The organism is Pseudomonas sp. EA_15y_Pfl1_P101 (assembly GCF_963970835.1).
In the GTDB taxonomy this organism is placed as follows: domain Bacteria; phylum Pseudomonadota; class Gammaproteobacteria; order Pseudomonadales; family Pseudomonadaceae; genus Aquipseudomonas; species Aquipseudomonas tritici.
In genome coordinates, this window is sequence record NZ_CAXAPA010000001.1 from 397,697 (window position 1) to 416,991 (window position 19,295).

Annotated in this window: 16 protein-coding genes, 1 pseudogene and 1 riboswitch; of the genes and pseudogenes, 9 read left to right on the plus strand and 8 right to left on the minus strand. The window is 60.0% G+C overall.

Annotated elements, in window-relative coordinates; translation table 11 throughout:
* The first annotated feature begins 13 nt into the window (after positions 1-13).
* Together AACY36_RS01890 and AACY36_RS01895 are read left to right on the plus strand one after the other, a co-directional pair.
* A complete protein-coding gene (locus tag AACY36_RS01890; protein ID WP_007904374.1) occupies positions 14-607 on the plus strand; it encodes a phosphoheptose isomerase in 594 nt (197 codons plus the stop codon).
* Positions 604-1,185, plus strand: coding sequence for a BON domain-containing protein (locus AACY36_RS01895; RefSeq protein ID WP_065875057.1), 582 nt, complete (start codon positions 604-606; stop codon positions 1,183-1,185). The genes AACY36_RS01890 and AACY36_RS01895 overlap by 4 nt, the downstream gene beginning before the upstream one ends.
* A gap of 125 nt (positions 1,186-1,310) precedes the next feature.
* Here the strand turns inward: AACY36_RS01895 and AACY36_RS01900 are convergent.
* The 3 genes and pseudogenes from AACY36_RS01900 to AACY36_RS01910 form a co-directional block, all read right to left on the minus strand.
* Positions 1,311-1,870, minus strand: a pseudogene (locus tag AACY36_RS01900) (IS4 family transposase); the annotation flags it as partial.
* A gap of 267 nt (positions 1,871-2,137) precedes the next feature.
* Positions 2,138-2,911 carry an OmpA family protein gene (locus AACY36_RS01905; protein WP_339417569.1) on the minus strand — a complete coding sequence of 258 codons (774 nt, stop codon included), beginning with the start codon at positions 2,909-2,911 and terminating at the stop codon, positions 2,138-2,140.
* 191 nt (positions 2,912-3,102) lie between these two features.
* Entirely contained in the window at positions 3,103-3,747 is a 645-nt protein-coding gene (locus AACY36_RS01910) for an MBL fold metallo-hydrolase (protein WP_339417568.1), read from the minus strand.
* A 162-nt stretch (positions 3,748-3,909) separates the two neighbouring features.
* On the opposite strand from AACY36_RS01910, the gene AACY36_RS01915 reads away from it, so the two are divergent.
* The 4 genes from AACY36_RS01915 to AACY36_RS01930 are packed head-to-tail and all read left to right on the plus strand — an operon-like array spanning position 3,910 to position 7,355.
* Positions 3,910-4,500: a paraquat-inducible protein A gene (locus AACY36_RS01915; RefSeq protein ID WP_339417567.1), complete on the plus strand. Its 591-nt coding sequence runs from the start codon at positions 3,910-3,912 to the stop codon at positions 4,498-4,500.
* A complete protein-coding gene (locus tag AACY36_RS01920; RefSeq protein WP_339417565.1) occupies positions 4,497-5,141 on the plus strand; it encodes a paraquat-inducible protein A in 645 nt (214 codons plus the stop codon). Before AACY36_RS01915 ends, AACY36_RS01920 begins: the two co-directional genes overlap by 4 nt.
* Entirely contained in the window at positions 5,122-6,777 is a 1,656-nt protein-coding gene (locus AACY36_RS01925) for a PqiB family protein (RefSeq protein WP_339427146.1), read from the plus strand. The genes AACY36_RS01920 and AACY36_RS01925 overlap by 20 nt, the downstream gene beginning before the upstream one ends.
* A gap of 17 nt (positions 6,778-6,794) precedes the next feature.
* Entirely contained in the window at positions 6,795-7,355 is a 561-nt protein-coding gene (locus tag AACY36_RS01930; protein WP_339417562.1) for a PqiC family protein, read from the plus strand.
* Positions 7,356-7,367: 12 nt separating this feature from the next.
* On the opposite strand, the gene AACY36_RS01935 is transcribed toward AACY36_RS01930, so the two are convergent.
* The 5 genes from AACY36_RS01935 to AACY36_RS01955 form a co-directional block, all read right to left on the minus strand.
* Positions 7,368-10,097 carry a LuxR C-terminal-related transcriptional regulator gene (locus AACY36_RS01935; protein WP_339427148.1) on the minus strand — a complete coding sequence of 910 codons (2,730 nt, stop codon included), beginning with the start codon at positions 10,095-10,097 and terminating at the stop codon, positions 7,368-7,370.
* A 186-nt stretch (positions 10,098-10,283) separates the two neighbouring features.
* Positions 10,284-11,648, minus strand: a complete 1,365-nt coding sequence (locus AACY36_RS01940) for a DUF1329 domain-containing protein (RefSeq protein ID WP_339417560.1) — start codon at positions 11,646-11,648, stop codon at positions 10,284-10,286.
* Positions 11,649-11,677: 29 nt separating this feature from the next.
* Positions 11,678-13,546, minus strand: coding sequence for a DUF1302 domain-containing protein (locus tag AACY36_RS01945; protein ID WP_339417558.1), 1,869 nt, complete (start codon positions 13,544-13,546; stop codon positions 11,678-11,680).
* Positions 13,547-13,877: 331 nt separating this feature from the next.
* Positions 13,878-15,560 carry a fatty acid--CoA ligase gene (locus AACY36_RS01950; protein WP_339417557.1) on the minus strand — a complete coding sequence of 561 codons (1,683 nt, stop codon included), beginning with the start codon at positions 15,558-15,560 and terminating at the stop codon, positions 13,878-13,880.
* A 175-nt stretch (positions 15,561-15,735) separates the two neighbouring features.
* Complete coding sequence (locus AACY36_RS01955; protein ID WP_339417556.1) at positions 15,736-16,368, minus strand: LysE family translocator; 633 nt, start codon at positions 16,366-16,368, stop codon at positions 15,736-15,738.
* Positions 16,369-16,452: 84 nt separating this feature from the next.
* On the opposite strand from AACY36_RS01955, the gene AACY36_RS01960 reads away from it, so the two are divergent.
* The 3 genes from AACY36_RS01960 (at position 16,453) to AACY36_RS01970 (ending at position 19,292) form a co-directional block, all read left to right on the plus strand.
* On the plus strand, positions 16,453-17,418 hold the full coding sequence (locus tag AACY36_RS01960; RefSeq protein WP_339427149.1) for a 2-hydroxyacid dehydrogenase: 966 nt from the start codon (positions 16,453-16,455) through the stop codon (positions 17,416-17,418).
* 30 nt (positions 17,419-17,448) lie between these two features.
* Positions 17,449-18,447 (plus strand): class I SAM-dependent methyltransferase, encoded by a 999-nt coding sequence (locus tag AACY36_RS01965; RefSeq protein WP_339417553.1) that lies wholly within the window; start codon positions 17,449-17,451, stop codon positions 18,445-18,447.
* A 50-nt stretch (positions 18,448-18,497) separates the two neighbouring features.
* Positions 18,498-18,619, plus strand: a riboswitch (yybP-ykoY riboswitch).
* Between the two features lie 88 nt (positions 18,620-18,707).
* On the plus strand, positions 18,708-19,292 hold the full coding sequence (locus AACY36_RS01970; protein WP_339417552.1) for a TMEM165/GDT1 family protein: 585 nt from the start codon (positions 18,708-18,710) through the stop codon (positions 19,290-19,292).
* The last annotated feature ends 3 nt before the right edge of the window (positions 19,293-19,295 follow it).

Below are 19,295 nucleotides of genomic sequence, written 5' to 3' on the forward strand. Positions count from 1 at the left end.
TAAGGTCACACAGATGGACATGCAATCCCGAATTCGCCAGCTTTTCCAGGCCAGCATCGACACCAAGCAACAGGCGATGGACGTACTTGCACCGCACATCGAGCAAGCCAGTCAGGTCATGGTCAATGCCCTGCTCAACGAGGGCAAAATGCTCTCGTGCGGCAACGGCGGTTCGGCCGGCGATGCCCAGCATTTTTCGTCGGAGCTGCTCAACCGTTTCGAACGTGAACGCCCGAGCCTGCCGGCCATTGCCTTGACCACCGACTCGTCGACGATCACCTCGATCGCCAACGACTACAGCTACAACGAAATCTTCTCCAAGCAGATCCGCGCCCTGGGCCAACCGGGTGACGTGCTGCTGGCGATTTCCACCAGCGGCAACTCGGCGAATATTATTCAAGCGATCCAGGCCGCACATGATCGCGAAATGATTGTCGTAGCATTGACCGGACGCGATGGTGGCGGCATGGCCTCGTTGCTGCTGCCGGAAGACGTGGAGATTCGCGTCCCGGCCAATGTCACCGCACGTATTCAGGAAGTCCACCTGCTGGCGATCCACTGCCTGTGCGATCTGATCGACAGCCAACTGTTTGGGAGTGAAGAATGACCGTTAACCGCCTCAGCCTTTTGGCCATTACCCTGTGCCTCGCTATCAGCGGCTGCAGCACGGCCATCACCGCAACACGTGACACCCCTATTCAGGACGACAAGGGCACCCGTACCTTCGGCAGCAAGATCGATGACTCGCTGATCGAAACCAAGGTCGAAGTCAACGTCGCCAAGGCCGCGACTGACCTGGGCAACGGCGCATCACGCATTGTTGTCACCAGCTTCAACGGCGTCGTGCTGCTAGCAGGCCAGACACCACGCGCCGACCTCAAGGCCCAGGCCGAGCAAGCCGCTGCCGCTGTGCAGCGCGTGAAGAAGGTGCACAACGAGTTGCAGGTGATGGAACCGATCACTCTGCTGGCCATCAGTAATGACGCCCTGCTGACCACCAAGATCAAGGCGCAGATGCTCACTGATAACGCGATCCCTGGTTCGCGCATCAAGGTCGTCACCGACAACGGCATCGTTTACCTGATGGGCCTGCTGACCCAGGCGGAAGCAACCCGTGCATCCAATCTGGTGCAGGGTGTGTCCGGCGTGCAAAAAATCGTCAAGGTCTTCGAGTACATCGATTGACCTGAACACGCAGCCACAAAAAAGGCCGCCGCATGGCGTAATGCCAGTCAGTTAAGCTGACTGGCATTTTTGTTTTTGATCGGGTACTTCGGCGATTTCAGCCGGATAGCACAAGTACACGCGGTGAAGCTCAGTTCGCACGGATGGATGCCCGGACAATGGCGGCTCATTCCCACCATCTGATAACGCAACAGGTTGTAGCCCAGCACCTCCCCCACAACTCTTGGCCGATCATCTCGGGCGTCTTGCTACCCAGCGTGTAGCTGCTGTTGAGCAGTGTCTGTTTCATCTCCCGGAACCCTAATTCGATCTCCCGGCGATGGCTGTACAGGTCGACGATTTCATCAGGTGGGAAGCGCAGCGAGTCGGCCATCGACGTCAAAGTCTGACAGACCTTGCCCTTGACGGTTTTGCTCAGGAGCCTTGCGGTCAGTCGCTCCGGCAATCCCGGCCATTGCTTGCGGGCCTGCGGCGAAGTGCTTAACGAGACCACCGCATCCTGACGGCCCAATCGCTGAATGACTTCGTACTGCGCCCCTTTGCGTAACGGCATCAACCAATGCCGCTCGGTGCCGGCCTGCGGCCACTGATGCAGCAACCCCAGGGAGTAAAAGCCGGGATCGAACAACGTCAACGAGTGATCCGGCGTGGTGTCGATCAGTTGCTCTGCCAGCTTCATTTCGTTGCTGCGATAAGCGCCGCTTGCACAAGGTGGCGACACCGGCCTGTTGCAATGCCTGCTCGACCAGAGAGGGATCAAGCCATGAATCCAATCCCTTGAGGGAATCGGGAGTCGAGACGACGTTGTGGGCTAGTTCCAATGCCAGAGCCAGACGCATAAAAAAATCCGACGCCTATTCAGGCATCGGATTTTGATTTCTTGCGGCCAAAGGTCAAACAATGAGGCTTAACTGATCGGCATTAGCCGCATGGCGCCCTTTTTTATTAACGTTTATTGGTATTGAGAGTACGGATTGCCCTGGAACTGGTTGTTCTGCTGTGGCGCCTGTTGCTGGGCACCTGGCTGGCCATACTGCTGGCCTGGGATTGGACCGAGGTTCACTTCAACGCGACGGTTCTGGGCACGGCCGTTAACGTCTGCGTTACTGGCAATCGGGTTATCCGGGCCGGCACCGCGTGCAGTCAGGTTGGCACCATTGACACCCTGGGACGTCAGGTAGTTGGCCACGCTCTGCGCACGACGCTGGGACAGGTCCATGTTCAACTGGCGGCTGCCGGTGCTATCGGTGTAACCAACGATCTGAATGGTATTCTGGTTGAACTGCTTGAGCGAGTTGGCCAGGTTGTTCAGAGGCTGGTAGAAGCTGCTGGAGATCGCGTCCGAGTTGGTCGCGAAAGTGATGTTGCCCGGCATGATCAGCTTGATCTGGTCGCCCTGTCGCTGAACTTCAACACCGGTATTGGCCATGCTTTCACGCAGTTTCTTTTCCTGCTGGTCGGCGTAGTAGCCATAGCCCGCAGCACCGGCGCCCGCAACCACGGCACCGATCAGTGCGCCCTTGCCACGGTTGTTATGGTCGATGGCCGCGCCCGCCAACGCACCCGCCAGGGCACCCAGGCCACCGTACTTGGCGGTCTTGCTCATACCGCCGGACTGGTTACTCGCCTGTCCCTGGCTGCTGCCGTCATAAGGGTTAGGTGATGCGCAGCCGGACAACAAGGCTACAGCGGTAGCAACAACAAGCAGACGACGCGAAGTGAACATGGGGGAGCTCCTACTTTTGCATTCTAAGGTGCAAAGGACATTGGCAATGGACCTGTGCCGAGTTTGGAACGCGACAAACGGTAAAAATTCCGTGGCTACAGAAACCGTAGCAGACGCACGCTGAACACGACCTGAGTTTTTCCGACAAGGCGTGCCTGCTATAGAACAGCACCTGCCTGGCAATTATTGCGTTACGCCCGCACAAAAGGGTTCTCGCGCATTTCATCACCCAGCCGGGTATCGGGGCCGTGACCGGTCACCACCGTCGCGCCCTCATCCAAGGTATACAAGCGCTGCTTGATCGAACGCACAATGGTCGCCTGGTCCCCGCCCCACAAATCTGTTCGCCCGATACCGCGACGAAATAGCGTGTCACCCGCAATCAGCAGCTTGGCATCGGCAAACCAAAAGCTCATCGACCCCGGCGTATGCCCCGGTGTGTGCAACGCCACACCGCAGCCGCAGGCCAATTCTTCATCATCTTCCAGCCAGCGATCAGGCGAAGGCACCGGGGTGTAGGGAACGCGAAACATCTGGCATTGCATTTCCAGATTGTCCCAGAGGAATTGATCTTCCTTGTGCAAGTGCAACGTGGCGCCGGTCTTCTCTTTCAACTGACCGGACGCCAGGAAGTGATCGAGATGGGCATGGGTGTGGATAATGCTCACGACCTTGAGGCCCAATGCATCAAGGCGCGCCAGGATCAGCTCATGGTTGCCACCCGGGTCGACCACGATGGCTTTTTTGCTGATCGGGTCGCCGATGATGGTGCAGTTGCACTGCAAAGGGCCGACCGGAAAGGTCTCGCGGATGACTGCAGCGTGTTCAATATTCATCAGTGCTCCAGCAGGCTCTATGGCATATTCGGCACAGAGTATGGTTGACGACACCCCTGACCCGAAAGGGAGCATTGCGTCCCGAGTACCAACGGCTATGCTTTCCAAGCGCCATTGAAGAACCATCCAAGACCGCAACCGCGCCGCGCTGGAGCGAGCCCCATGGCGAATCAGCTGATCATCTGCGAGCACTGCGACTGTGTGTACGAAAAAGTCACGCTCGCCAAACATCAAAAAGCCCATTGTGTGCGCTGCGCGGGCGTACTCCAGCGTTACAACGGTCTGTCAGTACAACAACGTCTCGCCCTGACCGTTACCGCCGCCGTGTTATGGACTTTCGCCAATTTCTATCCGGTGATGAGCATCAGCCTGCAAGGCCTGAAAAACAGCGCCACCCTGTGGGATTCAGTGGTTGCGCTGAGCCTGGGGCCGATTACCTTTATCGCCTTGGTGGCCGCTATTTCCATCATCATCGCACCGGTGTTTCAGCTATTGCTGCTGACCTGGGTGCTGAGTTTCGCCCTCTCGGGCAGACGTTCGCCCGCCTTCAAGCTATGCATGCGCTGGCTGGAAGCGCTCAGACCCTGGAGCATGCTGGAAGTGTGCCTGCTCGGTGCGATGGTGGCCGTGTTCAAGCTGGCCGGTATGCTGGATGTGATCCCCGGCACCGGGCTATTTGCCCTGGCGGCGCTCAGCCTGTTGCTGATCCGCATTGCCGGTCGTGACGTGCGCGATCTGTGGGACGCCGTATGAACCCGCCACCGACGGCCAGCGAGCTTAACCTGTGCCTGTGCCACAGTTGCGGCCTGTCTGCCGACATCAGCACCGGCGCGCCGGAATGCCAGCGCTGTGACGCCCCCCTGCACCGGCGCAAAGTCAACTCGCTGACCCGTACCTGGGCCTATATGCTGACGGCGCTGGTGTTTTATGTACCGGCCAACCTGCTGCCTGTGATGAACACCACCATGCTCGGTTCAGGCGCGGACAGCACCATCATGAGCGGCGTGCTGGAGTTCTGGCAGCATGGTGCGTGGGACATTGCGCTGATTATTTTCATCGCCAGCATCGCGGTGCCGGGCATCAAGTTTGTGTCATTGACACTGCTGCTGGTCACCGTGCAGCGCAACAGCCGCTGGGCGCGCAAGGAACGCTCGAAGCTGTTTCGGTTTGTCGAACTGATCGGCTACTGGTCCATGCTCGACGTGATCGTGGTTGCGCTGGTGGCCGCGCTGGTCAAGTTCCAGGCCCTGGGCACCATCGAGCCACGCCTGGGCATTCTGTTTTTCGGGCTGGTGGTGGTGTTTACCATGCTGGCCGCCATGAGCTTCGACCCGAGGCTGATCTGGGAAACCCCACACACCAAGGATACCTCGGATGACGTCCCCCACCCCTGACACCCCGCCATCCCCTGGCTCGCCGGCCGTCAAGACTCGGCGTTTCAGCGTTTCGCTGGTTTGGATCGTACCGATCGTTGCGGTGTTAGTGGGGATTTCACTGGTGGTTCACAGCGTGCTCCAGCAAGGCCCGACTATCATCCTTAGCTTCAAGACAGGCAGTGGCCTGACCGCGAATAAAACCGAGGTTAAATACCGCAACGTGGTGATCGGCCAAGTGACCGAAGTGGCCTTGAGTGACGACCAGAAAAGCGTCAACGCCACCGTAAAGCTGGCCAAGCAGGCCGACAGCTTTACTCGCGCCGACTCGCAGTTCTGGGTGGTACGCCCGCGCATCGGCGCCGGCGGCGTGTCCGGCATCGACACCCTGCTCTCCGGCGACTACATCGGCGCCGACATTGGCCAGTCCGACACCCGCGCCAAACAGTTCACCGGCCTGGAAAACCCGCCGCCCATCACTTACGGCGAACCGGGCAAACGCTTCACCCTGCACGCGCAGAACCTGGGTTCGCTGGATATCGGCTCGCCGGTGTATTACCGCAAAATCGAGGTCGGCCAGGTCGTGGCGTACAAGCTGGATGCCGAAGGCAAGGGCGTCGATATCGAGGTGTTCGTGCACGCGCCCAACGATGTCTACGTCACCGAGAATACGCGGTTCTGGAACGCCAGCGGCATTGACCTGAGTGTGGGCGCCAATGGCTTCGCGCTGAAAACCGAATCACTGTCGTCCATGCTGGTCGGCGGTATCGCTTTCCTGGCACCGCCTTACAGCCCCAATGACAAGCCGGCCGGTGAAGAGCGCACGTTTGAACTGTTCGACGATCAGCTCGCCGCCCTCGCCCCGCCCAATGGCCAGGGGCAATACATGAGCCTGCGCTTCGACCAGGCGCTGCGGGGGCTCAAGATCGGCGCACCGGTGGAATTCCTAGGCGTCGCGTTTGGCAAGGTGGTGTCGATCAACCTGGATTTCGACGCGAAGAAGCGCAGCTTTCCGCTCAACGTCGGCATCGTGATCTACCCGCAATTGCTCGGTCAGGCCCATACCAAGTTGCTCAAGACGATGAACCATGACCCCAATGACGAAGCCGCCGGTGTGCGCCTGATCGGTTCGTTTATCGAAAACGGCCTGAGGGCCCAGGCGCGCAGCGGCAATTTGCTGACCGGCCAGTTGTATATCGCCCTGGACTTCTACCCGAAAGCCGAGAAGGTGGCGTTCGATCCCAAAGCCCGTCCGGTCAGCATTCCCACGATTCCTGGCAACCTGGAACAGTTGCAGGAAAAATTCGAAAATATCGTCAACAAGATCAACCAGTTGCCGATCGAACGTATCGCCGGCAACCTCGACAGCAACCTCGTGGAATTGCGCAAAGGACTGACCCAGTTCAACGCCAAGACCTTGCCCAGCGTCCAGAACACCCTGGCTGACGTAAGCAAGACGTTGCAATCGGCCAACTCGACCCTGGCCGAAGACTCACCGCAACGCGAGCAACTGACCCAGACCCTGGATGAACTGGGTCGCATGTCGCGTTCCTTGCGCGAGCTATCGGACTACCTGGGCCGACACCCGGAATCACTGATTCGCGGCCGCCCCGACAACGCCGCCCCGTTGGACCTGCAAGGGCCGCCGCGCAAATGAACCGTGGAGCAAGCGCCATGACGTTAACGTTGAAAATCACCCTGCTCAGCGCATTGCTCGCGCTGGGGGCATGCAGCAGTACACCGATTACTTTTCATACCCTGACCCCGGCGCAGTGGAGCAATACCACCGGGGCCGCCGCGGGTGGGATAAAAATCGAAAGTATCAGTGTGCCGCCACAAGTCGACCGTCCGCAGATAGTGATTCGCCAAGGCAACAGTGGCGTGGCGATCCTGGACACCCAGTGGTGGGCTGCCAGCCTGGTGGATGAGTTGAGGAGCGCGCTGGTGGATCAATTGGCGAACAGCAACCCTCGGCAACCCATGCTGTTGCGCGTTGAGGTGCAGCGCTTTGACTCCGTGCCCGGCCAGTACGCACTGCTCGACGTCAAATGGCGTCTGCGGTCAGCCAGCGGCAGTGATCGCGCGCCACTGACCTGCCGCACCACCTTGCAGTCGCCGGCCGGCGCGAGCATTGACGACCTGGTGCTCGCCCACCAGAACAATCTCAAACGCTTCGCGGCGCAGATTCTTCAGGCAGTCGACAGGTCGTCCAACCAGTGCCCAAGCGCGCCATAGACGTCGGAGGGTCTACGCCAGCAGGCCCATTGCCTTGGCACGGGCCACCGCCTGGGTCCGCCGCTCCACCCCCAACTTGCTGTTGATGTGGCTGGCGTGTGTCTTCACGGTGTGCAGTGAGATGAAGAGCTGGTTACTGATTTCCTGATTCGAGCAGCCTTGGGCAATCAGTTTCAGCACCGCCAACTCACGCGCGCTCAAGGTTTCGTGAGCCGGCGCTATCTCAGGTGTCACGATCGTCGGTAGACGCACCAGCAAACTCTGGTTCAGCGGACCCTGCGCATCCTTGCCCAGTTGCTCGCGCATCCAGCCAGGGTGCCCTTCCAGCAAGCGCTGGAAAGGTTGCAACGCCCCTCCGGCGCCGGCCTCAAGGGCCTGGACCAGAACCGCGCGCGCCTTGGCTTCCTGGCCACTTTCCAAGAGCAACTGGGCCTGCTGCGTCAGCGCCATCAGTGCAATCATCTGGCGGCCGCTGTTGTGCGCCTGCTGCGCCAACGCTGCAAGCCGTTGCAATGCCGCAACGGGTTGATGGCGAGTGGCATCCAGCGCCGCTTGTTGAAGCTCGATATGTTGTGGCAGGTGCGGGTGAAATTCCGGCGCGGCGGCGGCCTGCTCGCCGTTGTAGGTTTGCCCCAGGCGCATCAGCCAGGCGTCGGCCAAATCGGTGCGGCCCTGGGCCAGCCACAGCTCGCATTTAATCAGGGTGATCATTGCCAGGTAGTAGATCGGCGGCACGTCCCAGATATGCATCAGGCGCTCGGCCTCGGCGAGTTCAGCAAAGGCTTTGGCGAAGTCACCACGGCGGCCTTCGAAATTGGCGATCACGCAATGCCCGATCAACACACTGATGTCGCGGCAGGCACGGGCTTCGACGAGCCCGGCGCGCAAGCGGGCGAGTCCGGCTTCGGGTTGTAGCCGCACCAGCAGCAAAAAACCTTCGTAGAGTGACAACCGCGCGCGCACCGCGTACAACCGCTGCGGCGCTAAGCCCTGCAGGCGTTGCAGGCCCTGATGCACTTCATCCAGGGAGCGCAGGATTTCACCGCGGGCCTGTAACACCCGCGCACGATCGTAATGGGCCAGGGCCTCGAACAATGGGTTGCCGACGCGCTGCGCCAACTCCAGGGATTCGCGATTCAAGCCACGCGCACGCCACAGGTCGGCATCGACAATGGCCAGGTTGGAAAGGGTCGACAGGCACATCAACCGCTGGCCGTAACGCCGTTGCGGCAGGCTTTCCAGCGCCTGGCTGCAATAGCGCTGGGTCAGCTCGCGATCGCCCCGGCCCCGGGCGATGATCCCGCTCAGCGCCAGCCACTGTGCCAGCATCGATTTTTGTGCGGTGGCCGACGGTGCTGGCAGGAAGCGGCTGAGGTAGCTGGATAATTCTTCCGCCGCATCCAACTGGCAGGCCAGACCCAAGGCCCAGCTGTAGAGCACGATCAGGCGCGGCGTGCTGATCAGCAAGCTGTCGGGCAAGTCCATTTTCCAACGCAGCAGCATGCCCACATTCTGCTCGGCCAGCAGTTGCTCTTCGGACAGGTTCTGAACCAGGTTGGCGGCGACATCCAGATGGCCGGCGCGCAACGCTTGCTCCACTGCCTCATCGATCAAGCCCTGGGCATTGAACCAGCGGCACGCGCGTAGGTGCAGGCTGGCCGGCGGCAGCACATTGCTGCTGGCGCGGCGGGTGCGCAGCAGGTCTGAAAACAAATGGTGATAACGGTACCAGTGGCCCTGCTCGTCCAGGGGCACCAGGAACACTTGGTGGGCTTGCAGGTAACGCAGGATTTCAGCGCTGTCATGGGCTTCGCGCACCGCGTCGCAGAGTTCGCTGCAAAACCGATCCTGAGGGGCCGTGTCGTACAAAAACGCCTGTACCTCGGCCGGGAGGCAGTCGATCACCTCTTCCAGCAGGTAATCACGGATCAGCCCTTCGCCGCCATGCAGGCTCTGCGGCAATGCACCGTCGTTGCCGGCCTCGGAAGCGGCGAGCAACCAGAAGCGCAGCCCGGCAACCCAGCCTTCGCTACGGCGGATCAGGTTGTCGAGGGCTTCGCCGCGCAAGGAACTGCTGTGGCGATCCAGCACCGCCAGGGATTCGCTGTGCGTCAGGCGCAAATCCTGTTCGTGCAACTCCAGCAGGTGGCGCGATAAACGCAGCCGCGCCAGATGCCAGTCCGGGCGCTGACGGCTGGTGACCAGCACGACCAGGCCATCGGGCAAATGGTTGAGGAAAAACTGCAGGCAACGGTCGAGCACGGGCCCCTGGGCCAGATGGTAGTCATCCAGTACCAATAACAACGGCGCGCGCGGGGACAGGTGCACGGTCAGCTCATCGAGCAGGCCGTCCAGCCATTCTTCAAAGGCAAAGGGTTGGTGACGCTGGCGCATTTTCAGCAGCCCCAGGGATTGGGCGCCGAGTTGCGGGAAAAATTGCTGCAGACCCTCGAGCAGGCGCTCAAGGAAACGGCCGGGGTCGTTATCCCGTGGGCTCAGGCCCAGCCACAGGCTTTGCCAATGGGCCGGCAGGCTCTGGCAGAACTCCACCGCCAACGAACTCTTGCCGAACCCTGCGGGTGCACTCACCAGCAGCAGCCGCCCTTCCAGGCCAGCACTCAGGCGTTCGCACAGGCACGGACGCAGCACATAGCCGTCAGGCAGCGGTGGCCTGTAGAAGCGACCCTCCAGCGTGGGGATTACCGCACTGGCAGGCCCTTGGATTCGGGACAGATCAGTCATCGCCGGGCTCTTGTAGAAGGCTGTTGTCGGCATTGCAGATGTCCGCAGACTAGCGGTAAAAGCAGCAGGTTTGTAGATCTTTGCAACATTTGCCTGAAAAGAACTGCGACAAAAAAATTCGCCACACAAAAAAGCCCCGAACGGGTCGGGGCTTTTTTCCAAGGAGGCTGCCTCGGTTAACTCAGCCTAGCGCACGCCGTCCTGACGCAGCGCCGCTGGGGTGAAGTCGCTGGTGGTGGCGGTGAAGCCGAAGTCATACGCCTGCTTCTCTTCGTTCTTCATGCCCAGTGCAAGGTAGCGGCCGGACTGCAGGTCGTAGAGGGTTTCCAGGGCGTACCACGGCACTTGCTTGTCGTAGTAGTTCTCAGCATGCGCTTCAGCCACGCGCCACAGTTGGCCACGGCCATCGTAGTGGTCGATGACGGCTGCTTGCCAGGTGTCTTCGTCGATGAAGAAATCACGCTTGGCGTAGATGTGGCGCTGACCTTCTTTCAAGGTGGCGACTACATGCCAGACGCGGCGCAGCTCGTAGCGAGCCAGGTCCTGGTTGATGTGGCCGGCCTTGATGATGTCTGCGTACTTGAGCTTCGGATCGTCGATCTTGTAGCTGTTGGAGGCGATGTAGATTTCTTTCTTGCCTTCCAGCTTCCAGTCGTAGCGGTCCGGTGCGCCGTTGTACATGTCGAGGTTATCGGAGGTACGCAGGCCATCGGCCGCGGTACCCGGACCGTCATAGGACACTTGCGGTGCCCGGCGCACACGGCGTTGGCCGGCGTTGTAGACCCACGCCGAACGTGGCTCCTTCACTTGGTCCAGGGTTTCGTGCACCAGCAGCACACCACCGGCCAGACGGGCCGGCGCGGTCACTTGCTGCTTGAAGTAGAACAGCACGTTGCCCGGATTTTTCGGGTCGAAGTCTTTCATTTTGTCGCGGAACACGAACTGGTCTTTGAAATACACCAGGCTGAAAGAGCCGTTGGTTTGCGGCGTAGCCTGGGTTACCAAGCGGGTCACGCTGCCCCCGCGATAGCGAGTGATGTGGTTCCAGATCACCTCCACGCCGCTTTTCGGAATAGGGAACGGCACGGCGGTTTCGAAATTTTCCAGGCCGTTACCGCCAGATACCAGGTTAGTGGTGGTGGCGTTCTTCTTGATGGCCGCGAACACATCCGCTGGCACCGTAGCGCCGCGATGGGTTGGGTAGACCGGCATCTTGAAGGTGTCCGGGTAACGCTTGAACATCGCGTACTGCCCCGGCGCCAGCTTGTCTTTGTACTGCTCGACATTTTGCGCGGTGATGGTGAATTGCGGCTGTTCACTGGCGTAAGGATTGGCCAGGAATCCGCGGGCGTCGACAGCGCCAGCGTTGGTTGGCAGCGGCGACCATTTAGGAATGGTGCCTGCGGCGTTACCGGCCATTTCAGCGCCCATCGGGGTAAGACTCGTGCCCAGCTTCGCGGCTTCATCCGCCGAGACGGCCGCCATGACGTTGCTCGCCAGGATCGACAGCCCAAGCACACCTACGTGCAACAGACTTTTGGTTATTTTCATGTTCTGGTCTTCCTGAAAATACAGTGTGCTTAGAAGTTCACGCCAAGGCTGAGCGCAACAAAATCGCGGTCATTCACGGTCGTGAAATCACCTCCGAAGAAGTTGGTGTAGTTCAGGCTGGCGGTGTAGGTGTTCTGGTATTCGGCGTCCAGGCCGAGGCTGACGGCTTTGCGACCTTCTTCGAAGTTAGCGCCTGGGCCAGGGGAATAACCCTTGACGTCATGAGACCAGGCCACGTTCGGCTTGAGGTTCACACCCGCGAAGGCATCCGGGTATTCCCAGATAGCCCGACCGCGATAGCCCCAGGAAGTGGCGGTGGTGAAACCATCATTGTTGCAGTTGGTGTTCAGGCCGTTGGCGTTGCCCAAGCCAGCGCCTTGAGCCGTAGAGAGGTTGAGTGCTGCACAAGCATTGTTCGGAAGTGTGCCTGGACCAAAGACCGGGTCACGACCGTAACGCACGTCCGATTTGCTCTCTAGGCCACCCACATGGGTAACACCGACTTCACCCACCAACGTCAAGCGGCTCGCGCCCATGACTTGGTCGAAGAAGTGAGTAAAGGTGGTTTGGAACTGGGAAATTTCCTTACGACGATAGCCATGCAGGTCTTGGCCTGGGCTGCCATTGAGCAAGGATGCGTTACCCAATACTGGCCCGCCAATCGGCTTGACGCCCGCGAACAGTATATCGGTAGAGTTCAACTGCACCGGCGCATTGGGACGGTAGCTCAACTCACCACTCCACGCGGTACCCGTAGGCAACGTGGTGGAGAAGCTCAAACCGTAGAGCCGGATGTCTTCTGGGTATTCGATGAAGTAATTGGAGTTGCCCGCGACAACCAATGGGCGCAACTGTGGCGGCAGTCCAGGCGTAGGACCGGTAAAGGCCGATTGCGGAGCACCCTGCGCACTGAAAATCGGCGCACGGCTGTGATAGTTCATAAAGTAGGCGCCGAACTCTGTGTCCAACGGCTCGAAGTTGTAATGGAACGCGACGCCGAATTGGCCGCTGTCACGCGCATCACGGTCGGGCCCACGACGAACCAGCACGCCCTCGTTGTTGACGTCAACACCCGCAGCCGCCAACCCTGGGTTAAGTGCGGCCGGTAGCGTACGGCGGCTATTCAGCACGCGAAGGTTGTCTTTACAGCCATCAGACACAATGTCCGGCTGCGAGAAGAACGTACCGCAGTTATCGGTAACCGTCTGGTCCCACTCCAACTGATAGAACGCTTCCGCCGACAAGTTATCGGTCAGCGTCTGCGACACATAGAACATGTTGACCGGAATCAAGCCCTCCTTGATTTCAGCCCCCGGACGACGAAACGCAGACACGTCGATCGGGTTGATGGAGTTGATGCCGCCGCCGATGAAGGTACTTTCACCCCAGCTCACTACCTGCTTACCGAATCGCACGTTACCCGGCTGATCGGCAATGCTGTAGTTGTGGTAGATGAACGCATCGAGAATTTGCCCGCCCGAGGACTTGGCGCCCTCTTTGCGGTTGCTGTTGCTGATGTCCTTGAACTCGCGACTCTCGTCCTGGAGTTCGAAGTCATACCAGTACTTGCCACGCACAAATACGCCGGTGTCGCCGTATTTCAGCTCCAGATCATGGATGCCCTTGAAGATTTTCGAGAACGTCTCACCACGCTTGAAGTTCAGGTGGCCGTCATCGGACGTCTGGGACAGACCATTGCCACCATTGTTGGCGCCGATCAGATCCTGATTGGGCTTGGCTGTCGACCAGCTCGCACCCACGGAAAGAGACGAGTCAAAACTCCCTTCGATTTCACCGATATTGAAACTGACGCCGAATGCGGGCCCGGCGAGCGTAGAGGCGAGACTGACGGCCAGGGGCAGTTTTGCCCGGCGCCAGAACTGGTTTACTGAGGTCATCGACGCTACTCCATGTGCATTATTGTTATGGCAGTGAGTTCGTTCTTTGATGCTTGTAACGGCCGGAATACAACGATTCCAATGCCGGACTGCAACTGAACCTCCATGGTCCGCAGCACCGCATCCTTGAAAAACTCTGGAAGGGACTATAGCCAGCAGGGGGTAGTGCTTGATCCCTCTAAAGTGTGATTTGCATCACCAACCCGTCTGCCACGACCCTTTCGCCATGTCGGCGAAGGCCGACCCGGGAAGGATGGCTGAAAATTGGCAAATCACAAGTAAAGGCGCCAGATAGAGCATTGCCGTGCCCGGACGGGCACGGCGAGGGGCTTCAAAGGGTGGACAGGAACGTGCTGTTGTTGGCCTGCCATTCGATGATGTCAATGCGGATACGTTTTTTGTCGAGCTTGCCGACGCTGGTCTTGGGAATTTCAGTAACAACAGCGATCTGGCTTGGGATCGCCCACTTGCTCAAGTGGCCCAACTCCACGAACGGCTTGAGGTGTTCCTTGAGCTCGCGGGCCCCTATCACATGGCCATCATGCACCACCAACAACGCAAACGGACGCTCCCCCCATTGCGGATCGGCGATGCCCACCACCGCTACTTCGCGTACCGCCGGGTGACGGCTGACCAGGTCTTCGAGGGCCAAGGAAGAGATCCACTCGCCGCCGGTCTTGATCACATCCTTGATGCGGTCGCGGATATCGATCACGCCAAAGGCGTCCAGCGTCGCCACGTCGCCGGTGTGCATCCAGCCGCCCGCCCACAGCTCGGCGCCTTTCTGCGGCTCGTTGTAATAACCTTCGGTCAGCCACGGTGCACGTAATACCAGTTCGCCCTGGGACTCGCCGTCGGCGGGCAGGAAATGGCCGTCGCCGTCGATGATCGCGGCTTCCACCAACGGCCCGGGCACGCCGGCCTTGATGCGATAGGTGGTGCGCTCATCCTCGGTGCCCGCCATCAGCTCTTCGTTGAGGTGCGCGCAGGACACCAGCGGCCCAGTCTCGGACATGCCATAGGCGGCGGTCAGTTGAATGCCACGGGCCTTGGACGCTTCATACAAAGTGCGGTTGAGCGCGCTGCCGCCAATGACGATTTTCCAACCGCCAAAATCCACGTCCTGGGCGGCTTTTGCATTGAGCACCATTTGCAGGATGGTCGGCACGCAATGGGAGAAAGTGACCTTTTCCTTGCGCCACAGCTCCACCAGGTATTCCGGTTCGTAGCGGCCGGGGTAGACCTGCTTCAGGCCAAGCATGGTCGCCACGTACGGCAGGCCCCAGGCGTGTACGTGGAACATCGGCGTGATCGGCATGTACACATCATTCGTGCCCAATAGCCGCACGCTGTCGACGCTCCCCATGATGGTGGCCACGCCGATGGTGTGCAGCACCAGTTGGCGATGGGTGAAATACACGCCCTTGGGATTGCCGGTGGTACCGGTGGTGTAGAAGGTGGTGGCGACGGAGTGTTCGTCGAAGTCCTGGAAGTCGTACTTCGGGCTGGCGGCGGCGAGCAGGGTTTCGTACTCGCCCACCAGGTCTGGCAGCTCGGCGGTCTTGGCCTCGCCATCGGTGAGCAGCAACGTCTTGTCGACGGTAGTGAGTTGCCCGGCAATGGCCTGGTAAAGCCCCACGAACTCGCTGTTGACCAATACAAAGCGGTCCTCGGCGTGGTTCATGGTGTAGAGGATCTGCTCCGGCGACAGGCGCACGTTGATGGTGTGGATCACCGCACCAATCATCGGAATGGCGAACATGCATTCCAGGTAGCGATGGCTGTCCCAGTCCATCACCGCCACCGTGTCACCGGCCTTGACCCCGGCTTCTGTCAGCACATTGGCCAGGCGAGCGACCCGCTCGATCAGGGTTGGATAGGTGTAGCGCAATTTATCGCGGTAGACGATTTCCCGGGTTTTCTCGTAGCGGGTCCCGGACATCAGCAGGCGCTTGATCAGCAGCGGGTATTGGTACGCACCTTCGGCGGGCGGAATGACACGGGTCTGCAACATACGAATCCCTTTTATGACTGCACGGTCTTGGCTTGAAGACCTGCACTTTAGAGACCTTATGTTTCAGCCAAATCAGCCAAAGGAATGATTTGCAGAACCCAGCGAATGCTAGCTTTGCGCCAGCACTGAAGCCTTACTAAGATCCAATGCGGCGGTGCTCACTCGAGAATGTCGTTTACTTCATGCTGGTAAACGCCAGTTTCACCCCAATCGCAATCAACACCGCACCCATGGTCCGATCAAACCAATGCCCCATCCGCGCAAACCCGGCGCGCACGCGTTGCTGGCTGAACAACATCGCCACCAGGCAGAACCACAGCGCCGTAGCCACCGCCAGGTACACGCCGTAACCGGCCTGGACCGCCAGTGGCGTGTGCGGGTTGATCACCACGGTGAACAACGACAAGAAGAACAACGTGGCCTTGGGGTTCAAGCCATTGGTCACAAAACCTGCGGTAAACGCGCCACGGGGCGTGCGTTCGCCCGCTTCGCGATGCAATTCACCCTCGCCCGTGGGCTTGGCCGGCTGCGCGCGCAAGGCCTTGAAGCCGATGTACAGCAAGTAGGCGGCCGCCGCCCATTTCAGCGCGTTGAACAGCACGATGGATTGGGACACGATCAAGCCGATACCGAGCAACGAATAACCCACATGCAGGAAAATAGCCGAGCCCACGCCCAGCGCAGTCCAGGTCCCGGCGCGACGGCCGTGGGTCACGCTCTCACGCACCACCACCGCGAAATCCGGGCCGGGGCTGGCCACCGCCAATAAGTGAATCAGCGCTACGGTCAAAAACTCGGTGGCGTACATACTCACTCCATTAAGTAACGGATTATTTCATCTGATAGTCTCGACAGATTACGCCTTCAAACCCTGTCGCAAAAGGTACAGTTGATGACGAACAATCGCCGCGCCGTCTTCCTTGATCACCCGTCGCTGGATTTGGGGGACCTCGACCTCAGCGAACTGCGCAACAGCTTCAGCGACCTGCACTTGTTCAGCGACACCACGCCGCTGAACGTGATCGAACACCTGCAAGGCGCTCAGGTTGCGATCAGTAACAAGATCGCCCTCAACAGCGAAACCCTGGCGGCCTGCCCGGCGCTCAAGCTGATCCTGGTGTCCGCCACCGGCACCAATAACGTCGACCTCGAGGCCGCCCGCGCGCACGGCATTACCGTGAGCAATTGCCAGGGCTACGGCACGCCGTCCGTGGCGCAGCACACGATCATGCTGTTGCTCAACCTGGCGACGCGCTTGAAGGATTATCAACGGGATGTGGGCGCCGGTCAGTGGCAGCAAGCCAAACAGTTCTGCCTGCTGGACCATCCGATTGTCGAGCTGGAAGGTAAAACCCTTGGCTTGCTCGGCCACGGTGAATTGGGAAGCGCGGTCGCGCGCCTGGCTGAAGCCTTTGGCATGCGCGTGTTACTGGGAGCCATTCCGGGCCGCCCGGCCCGCGCTGATCGCGTTCCCCTGGATGAGCTGTTGGCGCAGGTTGACGCGCTCACCTTGCACTGCCCCCTCAACGACCACACCCGCGACGTAATCGGCGCCCGCGAGCTGGCGCTGCTCAAGCCCGGCGCGTTTGTGCTCAACACCGCGCGCGGTGGCTTGATCAACGAGCAAGCCTTGGCCGATGCGTTACGTAACGGCCACCTGGGCGGCGCGGCGACCGATGTGCTGAGCGTAGAGCCGCCGGTGAACGGCAACCCGCTGCTGGCCGGCGATATTCCCCGGCTGATCGTGACCCCGCACAATGCCTGGGGCAGTCGCGAGGCGCGCCAGCGCATTGTCGGCCAGTTGGCGGAAAACGCCCGGGGCTTTTTCAGCGGCGCCCCGCTGCGCGTCGTGAGTTGATAAACTGCGCCCCTTTTCGAGGAGCAGACCATGGATCCGCGCAGTGAAGTACTGCTTCGTCAGGCCGAACTTTTTCAAGGCAACCTGCTGTTGGTAGGTTTGCCCGCCGACGACCTGCTCGGTCGCCTACCCAACGCGCACGGCTGGTGCTGGCATGCCGGCGACCAAGCGGCGCTGGACGCACGCTTCCCCGAGCGCTGCCAATTTGGCGTGAATGTGCCTGAGCGCGAATTCGACGCGGCGGTGATCTTCCTGCCCAAGTCCAAGGACCTCACCGACTACCTGCTTAACGCCGTGGCCGCGCGCCTGCCCGGCGCCGAGGTGTATCTGGTGGGTGAGAAAAAAGGCGGTATCGAAAGCGCCGCCAAGCAGATGATTCCCTTTGGCAAACCGCGCAAGCTCGACAACGCGCGGCATTGCCAACTGTGGCAAGTCACCGTGGCCAATGCCCCACAAGCGGTCGAGCTGGAGAGCCTGGCTCAGGTGTTCGACGTGCCTTTGGCTGAAGGGCCACTCAAGGTGGTGAGCTTGCCCGGTGTGTTCAGCCATGGTCGCCTGGATCGCGGCACCGAGCTGTTGCTGGAGCACCTGGATAAACTGCCGAGCGGCCATCTGCTGGACTTCGGTTGCGGTGCCGGTGTGCTGGGTGCTGCGGTAAAACGCCGCTACCCGCACAACACCGTAACGATGCTCGACGTGGATGCGTTTGCCGCCGCCAGCAGTCGTCTGACCCTGGCCGCCAATGGCCTGGAAGCCGAGGTGCTGACCGGTGATGGCATTGACGCAGCGCCGATGGGTTTGAACGCGATCCTGACCAACCCGCCGTTCCATGTCGGGGTGCACACCGATTACTTCGCCACAGAAAACCTGCTGCGAAAAGCCAGCAAACATCTGGCAAAAGGCGGCGAACTGCGCGTAGTCGCGAACAGCTTCCTCAAGTACCAACCCTTGATTGAAGAGCACTTGGGTATCTGTGCGGTCAAGGCCGAAGGCAATGGTTTTCGCATCTACCGTGCCAAGCGCGGCTGACGGGCGTTTGAAAAAGAAGGCTTGCCGAATGGATTTTGCCTAGGCAGAATCCGCTCCGTCCTAGGGGAGTAGTCTCCCACGAGCGCCACGCTCGTCCGGCATACGTCAACATACTTGGTCAACAGACCATGGCGTATGCGACCCAGGAGTCCGCACAGACGGACCGGGGTTTGACAAGACCTATGACACGCACACCTTACCCGGGGCGGGAAGGCTGTACGTGTCATAGCCGTGTCGACCCGCCCCTGGAAACCTACCTGATGCTGGATTCATTACTCGTTCCTACTGCAGTCGTTGCCTTGGCCGAAATCGGCGACAAGACGCAACTGCTCGCGCTCATCCTTGCTGCTCGCTTTCGCAAGCCCTGGCCGATCATCGCCGGCATCGTTGCCGCGACCCTGGCCAACCACGCGGCCGCAGGTGCCGTTGGCGCCTGGTTCGGAAGTTTCTTCTCGGACGCGGTATTGCACTGGATCCTGGCGGCAAGCTTCTGCGCCACGGCCCTGTGGACCCTGGTACCGGACAAACTCGACGATGACGAAGCCAGCACCACGCGTAAATTCGGGCCGTTCCTGACCACACTGATTGCGTTCTTCCTCGCCGAGATCGGAGACAAGACGCAGATCGCCACGGTCATGCTGGCGGCGCAGTATCCGGAACTCTGGCTGGTGATTATCGGGACGACCGTGGGCATGCTGATTGCCAACGTGCCGGTGGTATTGGCGGGTAATTTTGCGGCGGAGAAACTGCCGTTGACCTTGATTCGCCGGTTGGCAGCTACGGCGTTTTTCATCCTGGCTATCGTGGCAGTGTACAAGGCCATGCAAAGCAGCGGATGGGTCTGACTA

What these genes read in the sequence shown, in the direction of transcription:
- AACY36_RS01890 (WP_007904374.1), top strand. Translation starts at nt 14, where the DNA reads ATGGACATGCAATCCCGAATTCGCCAGCTTTTCCAGGCCAGCATCGAC.
- AACY36_RS01895 (WP_065875057.1), top strand. Translation starts at nt 604, where the DNA reads ATGACCGTTAACCGCCTCAGCCTTTTGGCCATTACCCTGTGCCTCGCT.
- AACY36_RS01905 (WP_339417569.1), bottom strand. Translation starts at nt 2,911, where the DNA reads ATGTTCACTTCGCGTCGTCTGCTTGTTGTTGCTACCGCTGTAGCCTTG.
- AACY36_RS01910 (WP_339417568.1), bottom strand. Translation starts at nt 3,747, where the DNA reads ATGAATATTGAACACGCTGCAGTCATCCGCGAGACCTTTCCGGTCGGC.
- AACY36_RS01915 (WP_339417567.1), top strand. Translation starts at nt 3,910, where the DNA reads ATGGCGAATCAGCTGATCATCTGCGAGCACTGCGACTGTGTGTACGAA.
- AACY36_RS01920 (WP_339417565.1), top strand. Translation starts at nt 4,497, where the DNA reads ATGAACCCGCCACCGACGGCCAGCGAGCTTAACCTGTGCCTGTGCCAC.
- AACY36_RS01925 (WP_339427146.1), top strand. Translation starts at nt 5,122, where the DNA reads ATGACGTCCCCCACCCCTGACACCCCGCCATCCCCTGGCTCGCCGGCC.
- AACY36_RS01930 (WP_339417562.1), top strand. Translation starts at nt 6,795, where the DNA reads ATGACGTTAACGTTGAAAATCACCCTGCTCAGCGCATTGCTCGCGCTG.
- AACY36_RS01935 (WP_339427148.1), bottom strand. Translation starts at nt 10,097, where the DNA reads ATGACTGATCTGTCCCGAATCCAAGGGCCTGCCAGTGCGGTAATCCCC.
- AACY36_RS01940 (WP_339417560.1), bottom strand. Translation starts at nt 11,648, where the DNA reads ATGAAAATAACCAAAAGTCTGTTGCACGTAGGTGTGCTTGGGCTGTCG.
- AACY36_RS01945 (WP_339417558.1), bottom strand. Translation starts at nt 13,546, where the DNA reads ATGACCTCAGTAAACCAGTTCTGGCGCCGGGCAAAACTGCCCCTGGCC.
- AACY36_RS01950 (WP_339417557.1), bottom strand. Translation starts at nt 15,560, where the DNA reads ATGTTGCAGACCCGTGTCATTCCGCCCGCCGAAGGTGCGTACCAATAC.
- AACY36_RS01955 (WP_339417556.1), bottom strand. Translation starts at nt 16,368, where the DNA reads ATGTACGCCACCGAGTTTTTGACCGTAGCGCTGATTCACTTATTGGCG.
- AACY36_RS01960 (WP_339427149.1), top strand. Translation starts at nt 16,453, where the DNA reads ATGACGAACAATCGCCGCGCCGTCTTCCTTGATCACCCGTCGCTGGAT.
- AACY36_RS01965 (WP_339417553.1), top strand. Translation starts at nt 17,449, where the DNA reads ATGGATCCGCGCAGTGAAGTACTGCTTCGTCAGGCCGAACTTTTTCAA.
- AACY36_RS01970 (WP_339417552.1), top strand. Translation starts at nt 18,708, where the DNA reads ATGCTGGATTCATTACTCGTTCCTACTGCAGTCGTTGCCTTGGCCGAA.